This is a genomic window from Aquiflexum gelatinilyticum, from assembly GCF_024741135.1.
Classification (GTDB): domain Bacteria; phylum Bacteroidota; class Bacteroidia; order Cytophagales; family Cyclobacteriaceae; genus Cognataquiflexum; species Cognataquiflexum gelatinilyticum.
Map to the genome: position 1 here is coordinate 208,786 of NZ_JANSUY010000007.1, position 14,045 is coordinate 222,830.

The 14,045-nt window shown below is 39.3% G+C and carries 13 protein-coding genes; 2 read left to right on the forward strand and 11 right to left on the reverse strand.

Annotation, left to right across the window (positions count from 1 at the left end):
- Window positions 1-2 precede the first annotated feature (2 nt).
- Window positions 3-1,301, forward strand: coding sequence for a TRAP transporter large permease (locus tag NU887_RS11310; RefSeq protein ID WP_258423481.1), 1,299 nt, complete (start codon window positions 3-5; stop codon window positions 1,299-1,301).
- 66 nt (window positions 1,302-1,367) lie between these two features.
- On the opposite strand, the gene pfkA is transcribed toward NU887_RS11310, so the two are convergent.
- Together pfkA and NU887_RS11320 are read right to left on the reverse strand one after the other, a co-directional pair.
- Window positions 1,368-2,354, reverse strand: a complete 987-nt coding sequence (pfkA, locus tag NU887_RS11315; RefSeq protein WP_258423482.1) for a 6-phosphofructokinase — start codon at window positions 2,352-2,354, stop codon at window positions 1,368-1,370.
- Window positions 2,354-2,728, reverse strand: coding sequence for a methylglyoxal synthase (locus NU887_RS11320; RefSeq protein WP_258423483.1), 375 nt, complete (start codon window positions 2,726-2,728; stop codon window positions 2,354-2,356). Before NU887_RS11320 ends, pfkA begins: the two co-directional genes overlap by 1 nt.
- Window positions 2,729-2,950: 222 nt before the next feature.
- On the opposite strand from NU887_RS11320, the gene mscL reads away from it, so the two are divergent.
- Entirely contained in the window at window positions 2,951-3,355 is a 405-nt protein-coding gene (gene mscL / locus NU887_RS11325) for a large-conductance mechanosensitive channel protein MscL (RefSeq protein WP_258423484.1), read from the forward strand.
- A gap of 26 nt (window positions 3,356-3,381) precedes the next feature.
- Here mscL and NU887_RS11330 read toward each other — a convergent pair whose 3' ends face one another.
- The 9 genes from NU887_RS11330 to araA form a co-directional block, all read right to left on the reverse strand.
- The gene (locus tag NU887_RS11330; RefSeq protein ID WP_258423485.1) at window positions 3,382-3,834 is read right to left on the reverse strand and encodes a type 2 periplasmic-binding domain-containing protein; all 453 of its coding nucleotides are present in this window, start codon (window positions 3,832-3,834) and stop codon (window positions 3,382-3,384) included.
- Window positions 3,835-3,847: 13 nt separating this feature from the next.
- Window positions 3,848-4,222, reverse strand: a complete 375-nt coding sequence (locus NU887_RS11335; protein WP_258423486.1) for a hypothetical protein — start codon at window positions 4,220-4,222, stop codon at window positions 3,848-3,850.
- Between the two features lie 36 nt (window positions 4,223-4,258).
- Window positions 4,259-4,807, reverse strand: coding sequence for an RNA polymerase sigma factor (locus NU887_RS11340; RefSeq protein WP_258423510.1), 549 nt, complete (start codon window positions 4,805-4,807; stop codon window positions 4,259-4,261).
- A 161-nt stretch (window positions 4,808-4,968) separates the two neighbouring features.
- Entirely contained in the window at window positions 4,969-5,892 is a 924-nt protein-coding gene (locus NU887_RS11345; protein ID WP_258423487.1) for a universal stress protein, read from the reverse strand.
- A 541-nt stretch (window positions 5,893-6,433) separates the two neighbouring features.
- Window positions 6,434-7,912 carry an oligosaccharide flippase family protein gene (locus NU887_RS11350; protein WP_258423488.1) on the reverse strand — a complete coding sequence of 493 codons (1,479 nt, stop codon included), beginning with the start codon at window positions 7,910-7,912 and terminating at the stop codon, window positions 6,434-6,436.
- Window positions 7,913-7,920: 8 nt separating this feature from the next.
- Complete coding sequence (locus NU887_RS11355; RefSeq protein WP_258423489.1) at window positions 7,921-8,943, reverse strand: glycosyltransferase family 4 protein; 1,023 nt, start codon at window positions 8,941-8,943, stop codon at window positions 7,921-7,923.
- Between the two features lie 38 nt (window positions 8,944-8,981).
- Window positions 8,982-9,698 carry a class I SAM-dependent methyltransferase gene (locus tag NU887_RS11360; protein WP_258423490.1) on the reverse strand — a complete coding sequence of 239 codons (717 nt, stop codon included), beginning with the start codon at window positions 9,696-9,698 and terminating at the stop codon, window positions 8,982-8,984.
- Window positions 9,695-12,121, reverse strand: coding sequence for a YfhO family protein (locus NU887_RS11365; protein WP_258423491.1), 2,427 nt, complete (start codon window positions 12,119-12,121; stop codon window positions 9,695-9,697). The genes NU887_RS11360 and NU887_RS11365 overlap by 4 nt, the downstream gene beginning before the upstream one ends.
- Window positions 12,122-12,375: 254 nt before the next feature.
- Window positions 12,376-13,878, reverse strand: coding sequence for an L-arabinose isomerase (gene araA, locus NU887_RS11370; RefSeq protein WP_258423492.1), 1,503 nt, complete (start codon window positions 13,876-13,878; stop codon window positions 12,376-12,378).
- Window positions 13,879-14,045: the final 167 nt, after the last annotated feature.

The following is a 14,045-nucleotide window of genomic DNA, read 5'->3' on the forward strand; positions in this document are numbered from 1 at the left end:
CTATGGAATATATCAGCATCATTATATTGATCCTCTCCTTTATTACTTTATTGGCAATTGGGGTTCCTGTTGCATGGAGCTTGGGAATTGCTAGTTTTATCACTTTGCTGGTTTCAGTTGCAGCAGGCCCATCCGCTACTACCATAGCCCAGCGTATGGCTACCGGTTTAGACAGCTTTGCTTTACTCGCTATTCCGTTTTTTGTTTTGGCAGGAGAGATAATGAATAAAGGAGGAATTGCCAACCGCTTGATAGAATTGGCAAAATCTCTGGCAGGAAGACTTCCCGGGAGTTTGTTATATGTCAATGTGATCGCGGCGATGCTTTTTGGCGCTATTGCCGGTTCAGCTGCTGCGGCTGCATCCGCATTGGGAAGTATCCTTGGCAAAAGGATGGAAACAGAAGGTTATCCCAAAGAACTTGGTGCAGCTGTCAATATCACCTCGTCGACTACAGGATTGATCATTCCTCCCTCCAATATCCTGATCGTGTATTCCTTGGCTTCAGGCGGCGTTTCTATTGCTGCACTTTTTGTAGCAGGTTATTTGCCGGGTATTTTTATTGGGTTTGTATTGATGGTTACTGCTGCGATATTTATCAAAAAAGAAAAACTGCCTGCCGGAGAGGGAGTTTCTCTTAAGGAATTTGGCAGAACATTCCTCCGAGCATTTCCTTCCCTGATGCTTTTGGTTATTGTAATTGGTGGGATTGTAGGAGGTGTTTTTACAGCAACTGAAGCTTCAGCCATAGCTGTGATTTATACTTTAGGATTGTCTCTTTATTACAAGGAGTTAAAAATCAAGGAATTGCCATCTATTTTATTGAAATCCTCAGAGACTACAGCGATCGTCCTTCTTCTAATAGCGACATCGATGAGCATGTCTTGGGTGATGTCAAGTGAGGATATTCCTCAGGCGATTACCAATTCCCTGCTTTCTGTGAGTGATAATGTTTTGGTGATATTAATTCTGATCAATCTCATCCTACTTTTTGTCGGAATTTTTATGGATATGACGCCTGCAGTGTTGATTTTCACTCCGATTTTCCTTCCTATTGTTATTGAACTTGGGGTCGATCCTGTCCATTTCGGAATCATTATGATCATGAATCTATGTATAGGATTGTGTACTCCGCCTGTAGGTTCTGTATTGTTTATTGGGGTTCAGGTGGCAGGTACCACGTTGGAAAAAGTAATCGGTACTTTAATTCCGTTTTTTATTGCCATGATTTTGGGATTGATTGTAATTACACTCTGGCCTGGAATGACGCTATGGTTGCCTAGGCTTTTTGGATTGATGTAAAAATATTATAAGGTTAAATAAAAAAAGGAGGTAAAAAAAACCTCCTTTTTGCATGATAAGATTGTTTCAGGTGGATAATATTTTTGCAATCCTGAAATCATCTTCATCTACTTCTTTGTGCCCTACAATCGCTTTGGAAATAGGAGTGAAGACGACTTTATTATTGATGATACCTGCCATTACATCATATTTTCCCTGCATTAATCCCTCTACAGCAAATACTCCAAGCTTACTGGCTAAAACCCTATCTAACGAACTTGGAGCACCACCGCGCTGAAGGTGGCCAAGTATAGTCACTTTGATATCATAATAGGGGAGTTCCTTTTTGATTTTTTCGGCAATTTCTACTGCGCCGCCACTTTTGCCCCCTTCGGCGACGATGACAATGTTCGAGGACTTCATGGCTTTGGTTCTAGCTTTCAATCTTTCCACCAATCTTTCGATCGGCATTTTCTTTTCAGGAATCAATGTCGCAGCTGCTGCACTTCCAATTCCGGCATTGATGGCGATGAAGCCTGCATCTCTTCCCATTACTTCCACAAAGAAAAGACGGTCATGTGAAGTGGCCGTATCCCTTATTTTGTCGATTGCCTCTATGGCTGTATTGCAGGCGGTATCAAAGCCTATTGTTAAATCGGTTCCCGCAAGATCATTGTCGATCGTTCCAGGCAAACCTATAGATGGTATTCCAAATTCATTGTAAAATAAATGTGCCCCTGTCAATGAACCGTCTCCACCAATAATTACCAAGGCATCTATTCCGTGTTTTACAAGATTGTTATAAGCTTTTTTTCTTCCTTCAGGGGTTCTGAATTCACTGCTTCTTGCGGATTTTAGAAATGTCCCACCTCTTTCAAGTACGTGTGCAATATTCTTGGATTCAAGCTTTTTGATATCATCTTGGATCATTCCTTCATATCCTCTGTAGATACCGTACATTTCAAGGTTGTAATAAAACCCGGCTCTAACTACAGCCCTGATGGCAGCATTCATTCCCGGGGCATCTCCTCCTGATGTAAGAACGCCTATTCTTTTGATTGTCTTTGGTTCCATTAAAATTGTGAAGTTAATTGTTTAAACATGAGGTCGGCTGCAGCGGGATTGGTAGCGAGGGGTATGTTATGCACATCACAAATCCGCATCAACATCTGCACATCCGGTTCATGTGGGTGTTTGTCAAGGGGATCTCTAAAAAAAATAACCATTGTAAGTTCTTTTTGGGCCGCCATGGCTGCTATTTGGGCATCACCTCCTATCGGTCCTGAAAGTACTTTTTGAACTTTAATCCCTATTTTTTCAATGTGCGAACCAGTAGTACCGGTTGCCACCAATTCAATGTTTGAGTTTTGCAATTGCTTTTTAAAACCACTCAGGAAATGGACCATGTCGGCCTTTTTCCCATCATGGGCTATCAATGCTATTTTCATTGGGATTAGGTTAATAGGTTTAGGGGGTAAATTTATAAAATTTTATAGCTTAAGCCTTCTGGATATTTTTTTTTAATCATTTAGATCAAAATTTTAATTCACATTTCGGTAAAACCAAAGATTTCATTTGGTATGATGACTAAATTAAAAGATAAATATCAATAGATTTTGAATTTTTGCTATTTTGGAACCTTATTTAAAAAAACCATAACCGTTTAATTTATGAGCCTAATAAAAGAATTTAAAGAGTTTGCCATGAAAGGCAATGTTGTCGATCTGGCTGTCGCGGTGATTATCGGAGGTGCCTTTGGCAAAATTGTGTCTTCTTTTGTCAATGACATCATCATGCCTCCAATTGGGGTGCTTTTGGGTGGGGTTGATTTCAAGGACCTCAGCATCATCATTAAAGAAGCAGAGGGCGAGTTGCCTGCTGTGGTTTTGAGCTATGGTAATTTCATCCAAAACGTGGTGGATTTTCTGATCATCGCATTTGTGATTTTTTTGGCGATTAAAGGAATGAACTCCTTTAAAAAGAAAGAAGTCGAAGCGCCGGCACCACCACCTCCTGCACCTCCCAAATCTGAGTTATTGCTCGAGGAGATTAGAGATTTGCTAAAAAATAAATAAAAAAAGCAGCCATTTGGCTGCTTTTTTTATTCCTTAGGGCCACCTTCTCTACCACCGCGATGTCTCTGATACACCTGACGGGTGAATTCCCGGTTTACTCCTCCTAGTTTTATTGCCTGCTGCGGAGAAATCACTTTGGTGATTTCTTCCATAAATAACTTTTCACGGTCAAGCAGCTGCTGCTGGATTGAAAACCTTTTTTGAATGATTTCCTTTGCCCTCATTTCTGAGATTTCCTGCATTGATTCCCGATTGAGTGAGGAAACTTTATCCATCATTTTGGTTCTTTCCTCATTATATAGATTGAATAGCGGCCAAAATTTTTCAGCCTGTTCAGGTTTAAGGTCTAGCCTGTTTGTAATAAACGCTACCCTTGCAGCTTCTAATTTTTCTTTGTCATATTCATTGGTGGGTTTTTGGGCAAAAGCCTCAATTCCAACAAGAAAAAGGACAGCACATATCAATAATGTCTTTTTCATGATCTTCTTTGTTTTACAACCATTCTTCGATATCAGTATCTGTTTGGCTACTTTCCAGCCCTCCCCATTCTTCTTCAATGATCTCGTCTAGGATGAGGTTGGGATTTTCTGAAAAAGAAAGAATATCTTCTGCCTGCCAATATCCTGAACTGATGTACAAGTCAATTTCTTGCTCTAAATAAGCTTCGAGTGATTGCTCTACCATTATTTCATTTTTAATAACAAAGAAATAAATCCCAATGGTAACCAAAGCCGCCGCTGCAGTCATGCGAAACAATGCGATGGTCCGGCTTTTCTTTTGTCTATTCCTTTCTAAAACACGGTTAGGGAGATCTTCGAAATAACCTTCAGGCGTTTTGAAAAGTATGTTTTTGGGTAAATTTTCCATAATTCAATTGATTAGACAGGCTTAAAACACAGAGGTTTACTCTGTATGGAGTTCAATTTCTATTTTTTTGACTGCATGGTGGTAGCTTGCTTTTAACGCTCCAACCGACGTTGATGTTATCTGACTTATTTGTTCATAGCTTAAGTCCTCATAATACCTCATGTTGAATACCAGGCGTTGTTTGTCAGGCAATTTCAATAAGGCTTTGTGCAGGCGCTTTTCAATTTCTTCCCCTGTAATCAATCCTGATCTGTCCAAATATCCTGACATGGTCTCCAAATGATCTTCTATAGAAAAGAAATACCTTTTCTTTTTTCTTTCAAGAAAATTTAGACTTTCATTGGTTGCAATTCTATACAGCCAAGTAAATAGGGAAGAGTTGCCTTGGAAATTTTCTATATTTTTAAATGCCTTGATGAATGTGTTTTGGGTAATATCATCAGCATCTTCATGAATTATCAGCATTTTTCTTATGATGCCATATACCCTTTTTTGGTACATTTCTACAAGCAGCCTATATCCCTTTTCCTTTGTTTCGGGATTACGGATCAATTCCAAAAGTTCTAGGTCACTGATTGATATCATTAGGCCTTTTGACATTTCTCCTTCCAAGAGGTTTAATTTGGGAATCATCTTTCTGAAAGGATTTCTGGTAGCCTCTCTTATGATGAATAAAAAGAAAAAATCCGATCTCCTATATGGGCTGAAGATCGGATTTTAAATTCAAAAATATCAAGAATAGCAAATCAAATTTCAAGGATGTAATCCAAAATACCTGCGTTTTTACCTTTTGGCCTCGTGACCAAAAGTGGGAAGGTTTCATTGAGCTGAATAAGACGTTCAGCCATGCTTCCAATAAATAAAGCGGTAGCAGCAGTCCTGCCTTTGGCACCGATAATGATCCCGTCAGCACTTATTTCTTTGGCTTTGGCGATGATTTCTTCTACCGGGTCATCGTCGTCATCCTGCGTATAGATTGGTGTGATTTTTAGGTTTTTGGTATCAATATTTCGGATAAACTTCTTGAAATTAATCTCCGCATGCATTAGCATGATGGAAGTAAATTCTTCATAACTTTTTCCGGTAAAATGATAGCCTGAGGGGATAGTGAATACATTTTGACAAATTATTTCGGCTTTACCTCCATATTTTTCCACAATAATAATTGCCTCTTCAAGAGCATCTTTCGAATAATCAGAAAAATCGGATGGTACCAATAGTTTGTCCATTTTGGGTTCCGCCTTTTCGGGAATAATCAATAAGGAGCAACTTGCTCTTCTTGCAAGCCTCTGTGAAATAACCCCTGTGCCTGGAAGAGTTACTTTTCTGCCTATAATGATCATATCAGCAGATTTTTCGTGGGCCAGTTTTAGAATTTTTTTACTTAATTGTCCTTCTTTGACCACATAAGAAAATTCAATATCTTCTTTTTTGCTAAAGTTTTTGTCCACGACATCTTTCATCTGCCTCTTCCTTTCCTCGACCATATTATCTATGAGATTGGGAAATTCCTCCAAAACTTCCTTGGGTATTTGCAGATTTCTGATGACGTTGGTAAAATAAATTTTTTTAGTCTGATTGACTCGGGACACAAAGGATGCAAACCTAACCAGGGTTTCATCTAGGTCGCTTTGGTCAAGACAAACGATGAGCTTTTTTATTTGATACATTTTATTTAGCCTTTTCGAAACACAAAGTTACGCGAATCCGATGATGAAAAATAGATGATGGAAGAATAAAATTTTGTCTATTTCCAGAATCAAAATCCATTACGGATTTTTGTACTGTAAATCAACAGATTTTGATTGAATAGTTTGGTGTGCTTGTGGTTTTTTTAGATATATTAATTTTTTTTAATTTTTCACCTAATAAAAATACATATTTTAAGTTCTCAACAAAATGATTTTTGGTCAATTATAAGTATTCCTATTTTGTATGGAAAATTTGGCAGGTTCAGATTATTTGGAGGTGAATTTGAAAGAGAAGACCCAATTCATTATATCAATAATTTGTATATTTGCACAAATGGCTCGGGTCGCCGACATGTTCCGACTTCACAATTATAAAACAATCCCGAGTGAAGCCCTTTCCAAAAACAGGCCTCATCCTTTAGTAATAAAGGACCTCGTATCTTCGGATTCAGGATAACAGTGGAAGTTTGCGGATCTCGTGGCAGCTCAAATCCTGTCAGTAAAGAGGTTTGGTAACACTCTAAGGCCTGAGCCCTTTTATTTTTTCAATTACTTTTCTCTGATTTTTTTTGGCTATTCCAAGCAAGAAAATCCCCAATGCATAAAATAACGTAATCGCAAGCGATCTGATGATAAGGTCTGGTATTCCTGGATTATTTTTGCTGAATATATAAGCCTGTATAAAGTAGATTCCTAAACCTAGAATCAGGATTTTCAGCACATCCCATGAAAATGGCTCAAAAGATAGCCTTATTTTAATATAGAGGTATTTGAGAAAATTGAAGAAAAACATCGCCAGAAAGGATGCAAATGCAGCTCCTTCGATACCGTAAGACGGAATCAGCAACAAATTAAAAACCACCACTGCGATACTCATGATGACTGTTGCTGTGATGTTAAAGATGTAATATTTTGAAAAAACGATGATTTCTCCGTTGATGGAGAAAATAACGTCGCACATTTTTCCGAAACCAATCCAAAGGACAACCCATTTACCAGCTTCATAGATGGTACCATTGGGGACAAAATGGTAGAGATTATCCACGTTTGACCAAATTCCCAAAAAAAGCAAAATACAGATTAAGGTCTGGTTTACGGCAATGTCTTTGTAAAGCTTGTCGATCTTTGGGAATTCCTGACGGGAAAAATAATCGGCGACCACAGGCATACTGACCTGAGAAATGGCCCTGCGAGGCATTTCCATCACGATGGCAATTGAAAAAGCAATGTTATAAATCGCATTGGCTTCTAATCCGATCATGGAACTCACCATCAGGCTATCAATTTTCATGATCAAAATGCCTCCTGCAGTGCCGAGTAAAGTGATGAAGCTATAATTGAGAAACTCTGATTTGAAGCCCTTTCTTTCAAAAAAGAAATCTGTTTCAATGCTGAATTTCCCAATGCGGAACATGTAGCTTATCAAGCTTCCAAGGACGATGAGGTAATTGACCGATAATCCCCAAGTCATCTGATCAAAGTCTATCCAACCGACTAAATAGACCGAAACAAGCACCGTCGAGAGCAGCCGCAACAAAACCTCCCTGAGTAATGTCGGTATTGCGATCTTCATATAAGACCTGCTGAAGGCATCCAAAACGGTATTAACTACTGCAAATAGGGTAATTAACAATACCACTACAAAGAAGTCAATGACCTGCGGGGAATTGACGGCAAAGGCAGCTATAATTTGGCTTTTGAAAATAAAAAACAAAAGAGAGACAGCAATAAATCCCATCAAGGTAACCAAAACACTGAAGGTGAGGAAAGACCCCTGCTTGCTTTTGAGTTGGGGAAAAAACCTCGTGATCGCATTTCCCAATCCCAATTGCGCAAAGGGAACCAAAAGCATTGCCATGTCTTGCACTGTTCTGAAGATCCCGATTTGCTCAGGGGCAAGGGAATACGGAAAGAGCCACAATACATTGAAATACCCAATTGCCACTCCCAAATAATGGGAGAGCGTAGTAAGAATGCTTTGTCGGGCAAATTTTTCCAATGAATTAATCAGTTAAACAATCCCAATAATTCTTTCTTTCTTTTGGAATAAGGATAATCTTTCAAGATTTTGTTTCTGGATTTTGATCTTTTCTTTTCAAAATCCATGTTTAAAACCTCTTGGATTATTTTGGTTAATCTATCGGGATTTTTTTGATCCAAAATAAAACCAGAATCATCTATGATCAATGGAATGTCTCCGACTGCTGAACCAATAGGAACGCAACCACACAGCATGGCTTCAGCTAATGCATTCGGAAAACCCTCAGATGTGGATAATTGGAGGTAATATCGGTGTATATTATATAATTCCCTTAACCTGTCTTTGTCCATTGGACCGGTTACTGAAATGTTTTTTGCTGTGGGCTTATAGTCAACATCACCTACCAAAGTAAATTCAGCTTGGGGAAACCTCAATGCAATCAATTCAATCAAGTCAATGCCTTTGATCCTCCCTCGGACAGGATTGGAGATTCCTTTTGCCACAGTGATAAAGGTCATCGGCTTCCTTTCCTTTCCAAAATCAATCCAAAAATCTGTGTCGAATCCATTGTAAATTGTTTGGATTGGGGTTTTTAAGTCAGGGATTAGATTTTTCAATCCTTGTTTGGATGAAATCAAAGGATCGTAATGATACTCAGATCGGACCAAAGAGTCAGCAACAGGTAGAATTTTTGTACAGTTTTTGAAGCTGTAAACAGTCGCCAATCTCAGCCATTTCTTTCTGAAATTCCCGTAGTTTATCTCCGGCATATTGACTGCATCTGTTCCTCCACATTGGATAAAAACTTTTCTCTTGAAAATTTTACCTAAGAAAGTCGGTAAAACAGAATGGTATCCCCCAAAAAAACACAAATAATACTTTGTCTTTGGAAGGAAGATTACCAATTGAAAAAACTGGAGAATAAAGAAGAAGGGGAGAGCAACCGGATTTTGGGTAAATTCAAGTGTTTTGATGGAAAATTTAGTCTGGATCATTTCAACATCTCTATCCGTAAATGCAGTCCGTACTGGATAGGTATAAATAATCATAGATTGTCTTGAAATGGATCTGAATTGTTGAGAATTGGCTACAGAAAGATACTGTTTTTGATTTTAAGAATTGTCCTTTCTATAAATACGGGCCATTTTCCCCTTAAAGTACTTTTGGTGACTTTGGTATTTCTCCTGAAGACAAAGTATTGGTAATCTTTTTCCTCAAAGAATACCGGATAAGTCTCCATTTTGTCAAGGTAGTATCCATTTGAATTTAAAACACCAACCAAAGTTGCCGTGTCTAATGGCTGATCGATGATTTGAAGCTTTTGAGGCTCGTTGCTGATGTTGTATTGCAAAAACCTTGGAGCAGGTATGTGGATGAAAACTACTGATTTTTCATGTGAATGGGCATCGATTCTTTCAAACAGATTGGGATGTTGCTCTACAGGAATATGTTCCAAAACGTCAGGAAAAACAAAATAATCAAATGTCTGACCAGATTTGGTAAAATCGCTCATGTCAGAAACTTCGAAGCTTAGATTGGAAAATTGCTTCCAAAGGATTTTGGCCTTTTCGACGCTTTTCTCGCTGATGTCGACCGCCAAAACTTTTCCATTTGAGGTTTTCTTCGCAATCAATTGACTGACCGTGCCGATGCCACAACCAACCTCCAATACATTATGATTGGACTTTAACCCTGATTGGACAAGCTTATCAATGATGGAAATATGACGTGAATTAATCCCCGTCTTTTCTTGTTTAGTCACATATTCATCATAAAACTCCTTTACTTCTTCCTTTTTGCTCATGGTTTTAGAAAAGGTTTAATTGACAAAAACGTTCCTCCAATCAATGTGAGTAGGATAAGATATTGAAAAATGATGGTAACCGTCTTGGTTTTATAGTAGCTATCCGGTTCAAATTTCATTAGAACCTCAGATTTTCCTGCAGGAACAGATATGCCCCGAAGCAGGTAATTGGTTCTAATTATATCGGTTTCTTGCCCATTGACAAGTGCTTTCCATCCTTTTGGATAGTAAATCTCAGAAAAGACAACCAAACCGGCTTTTGTCGCCTCTACAGAATATTTCAACTCATTTGGTTTTTGGGAAGTGATAGAAACTGAACCCGAACCAGTCTGGACTGTTCCAAACTCAGTCTCATTGACAGTTGCTTCAATTTTTGTATCCATTTGAGAAATGAGTTTGATTTCATCTTCGTTGGAAGTGACAGACCTTATATTGGATGGAAACCACGCTGGCCCATTTGCTTCGGGATTGGTAAAAACAGCATTTTCGGCCTGCCCTGCGACCACATATTTGGTGTTGAGCATATTCAGAGCTTTCAGTCCCTGCCAATCAAAATTTCCTTCCTGTGCTTTTTGGATAAAAGACTTAATTTCAGAACCCAATACGTTTTCAGTTAATTCTTGGTAACGCTTCATTTTCGCTCCATGGTAACCACCGATGCTGTTGAAGAAATAACTTGTTCGCGCATCGTTGAAAGGATTTTCTAGATTGATTACCCTAAAATATCCTTGGTCATTCAGGATTTTTGCATCAGCAGGTGTTTTTGCAAAAAACTGTGCTGAAGGACTGGCCTGAAACGAGTCTTCATTTAGGTATCTTTTATTGATCATCCAAAGGTCGATGGCAATCAACAATGCGATGGACAATCCGGCTATTTGTGTTGAGATTTTATTTTTCAAACTTGCCCAAATCAAACCTGCAGCAAGCAAAATGAAAATGAGACTTTTGAAAGCACTGCTTTGAAGCATTGATTTTCTGTCCTGTTGGATAGCGTCGACAAGCCATTCCGGGAGGTTGGCGTCTACTGGTGCCCTGAATCCAAACATTCCTGCGAAGATCACTAAAATCAATGACAATCCTGCTGTACTTCCTAATGCTATGGAAAGATTTTTAACAAGTGTTTTGCTATCTGAATTTCTGAAGAGGTATTCCAATCCCAAACTCCCCAAAACTGGAATGGCGAAAAGCGCCATAGAAAGTGCCATAGTCACAGCTCGGAATTTGTTGTAGCCAGGAAGGAAATCAAAAATCAAGTCATTGAACCAAGCGAGATTTTTTCCAAAGGCAAGAAAAATGGACAGGATCGTAATCGAAAGGAATACATATTTATACGTTTTTGGAGCATAAATCAAACCTAAAACAAACAGGAAAAGCATAATCGCCCCTCCATAAATAGGGCCTCCTGTTCCCGGCTGCTCGCCCCAATAGGTAGGCGCTTTTTCAATAAACCCTGTTGCTTGGGCACTTTCCACGCCATTGCTCCGCAAAGCCTGTTCTGAATTAGAATCTTTGGGCAAAGCTTCCCCACTTCCACCACCATATATAAATGGAACCAAGAGAGTGAGAGTTTCCATTTTTCCCTGAGACCAGTTAAAGGCATAGTCTCTGTCCAAACCGCCTTCAGAAGTATTGGCTGAAGTAATATTGGATTGTCCTCTTGTTGAATATTCACCGTATTCCAGTACCGTCATAAACCTGCTAAGATTGGATCCAACAGCAAGACAGGCGCCCAAAACCAAAATAAGAATTGTTTTACTAAAAGCAGTGAGTGATTTCGATTTGTAGGCATCCACAATCTGACCGATTCCATAAATCAGCACAATCAACAAAGTGTAATAGGTAATCTGTAGGTGGTTGAATTTGAGTTGGAGCATCAAACCAAAAGCAAAAAGCGCAAGACCCAAAATCCTTTTTCCGGAGAATGCCAGGTGAATCCCTGCCAAAATCAGGGGAATCAGGCAGATGGCCCATATTTTGGCATTGTGTCCTGCATCCAAGCTGATGATGTGGAAGGTATTGAAGGCAAAGGCCACTGCACCGGCAATAGAAAATTCAGATCGGACTTTGAAACTCAAAAGCAGGATATACATGGCTAACATTCCAAAAAACAAGGAGTTGACAGGGTGGGGGAGTCCCAAAGTGACCACTTTAATCAAGAAATTGGTAATGTCTCCCGGAACTTCAAAGCTCACCAAATAAGCCGGCATTCCGCCAAACATGCTGTTGGTCCAAAGTGCTTCCTTGACTGTTTCGGCCCTGTAATCCATAACTTCCTTGGCAGCACCTTCCCATTGAAGAATGTCATATTGGAAAAGGATTTTGCCATCAAAAACGGCAGGTGAAAAATAAAACAAAACGATGAGGTAAAAGACCACAACTCCTACAAGGTGCGGCAAGATGTTATTTTTGAAGTTGATCTGCATGATCCGAGTCAGTTCTTTTTGAAAGAATGGCGCAAATTAAAAAATAAATAGGATTATCCGCCTGCTTTTCAATTTCCAAATTCACTTAAAATCCCTTTTCGTGCTTATTTAATGAAGATCACAAATTGAAAGTGGCTGGAAGAATCTTTGCTTTTAGCCAATTCTTCCAGCTACTTAAATTATAAAGTAAATCGAATTTTGAACTAAGATTCATCACAATCCATGGACTATGTTTTGCCACCTATCGACTCCTTCTATTTATCAAAAACCTTATAATATACCTCGCTCCATTTCAATTCATTCTGAAGATTTCTGATGGTGGTTTGACCATCAATATTGACAGATTCTATCCCTGCTATGTTGGCAAAGTCATTTAAAATAGTTGTGGAAAGGTTTTGACTGAAGCAGGTATGGTGAGAACCTCCGGCCAAAATCCAAGCGCCGCATCCGGTTTTCATATCAGGAAGAGGCTTCCACATAACCCTTGCAACTGGCAATTTTGGCAAATCATGAGGAGCATCAACTGCCTCAACTTCATTGACAATCATCCTGAATCTATTTCCCATATCCACAAGGGAAGCATTGAGACCTTTACCGGCTTTTACATTGAAAACAAGCCTGACAGGATCTTCTTTTCCTCCTATTCCCAATGGATGAACTTCGCAGGAAGGTTTGCCTGAAGCAAGACATTCATCCACCTCAAGCATATGTGAACCCAATACGAGGGTATTTTCTGGATCAAAATGGTAGGTATAATCCTCCATAAAGGCATTTCCACCTTCCAATCCCGTACCCATTACTTTCATTGCCCTGACTAGAGCGGCTGTTTTCCAATCTCCCTCACCTGCATAGCCAAAACCTTTGTTCATCAGTCTTTGGACCGCAATTCCCGGAAGTTGGCGCATGCCATGCAGGTCTTCAAATGTGTTGGAAAAAGCTTTGAATCCGCCTTCTGTTAAAAATCGATCCAATCCGATTTCTATCCTCGCCGCTTCAAACAAAGAGTCTCTATTTGCACCACCGGTTTTTAGATTTTCAACCAAGGTATAAGAACTCTCATATTCTTTGATCAGGTTGTTGATTTCTGAATCGGCCACGGCGTTGATTTTTTGAACCAAATCTCCTACAGGAAAGGTGTTGACAGCAAATCCTAATCGCATTTCAGCCTCGACTTTATCACCTTCTGTGACGGCTACATTGCGCATGTTGTCTCCAAACCTTGCGATTTTCATGCCCTGCCAGTCATGCCAACCGCTAGCTGCCCGGCACCAACCGTCGATTTCCTGATGGACTTCTTTTTCCTGCCAAAAGCCCACCACCACTTTTCTATTGATCCGCATACGGCTAGTCAAAAATCCAAATTCCCGGTCTCCATGAGCACTTTGGTTGAGGTTCATAAAATCCATATCGATCGAATTCCATGGAATATCACGATTGAATTGGGTATGCAGATGGAGTAGGGGTTTATTCAGGATTTTGAGACCGTTGATCCACATTTTGGCAGGAGAAAAAGTGTGCATCCAAGTAATGATGCCAATACAATCTTTGACTTGGTTTGCTTCCTGACAGATTTGAAATATCTCTTCAGTGGTTTTAACAATAGGTTTGAAAATGATTTTTACTGAAATCGCATCAGATTGGTTTAGTACTTTGGCTATGATTTCCGAATGTTCAGAGACCATGGCTAAAGTTTCCTCGCCATATAAATGTTGGCTGCCTGTGATAAACCAGACTTCATTTTGGGCTATTTTTTTCATTGGATTTTCGATTTTGAAACAGGAGTATTTTTATTTGAAAGATGATCTGACTAAGGCAGTCTAATCCTGAACAGCTTTTTTGGGATTTTTTTGATACGCTCTAAACAGGGAATTCATAAGCAATTCCCAGCAAATGATAAATTAAGTGTTATAATTACACATAAAAT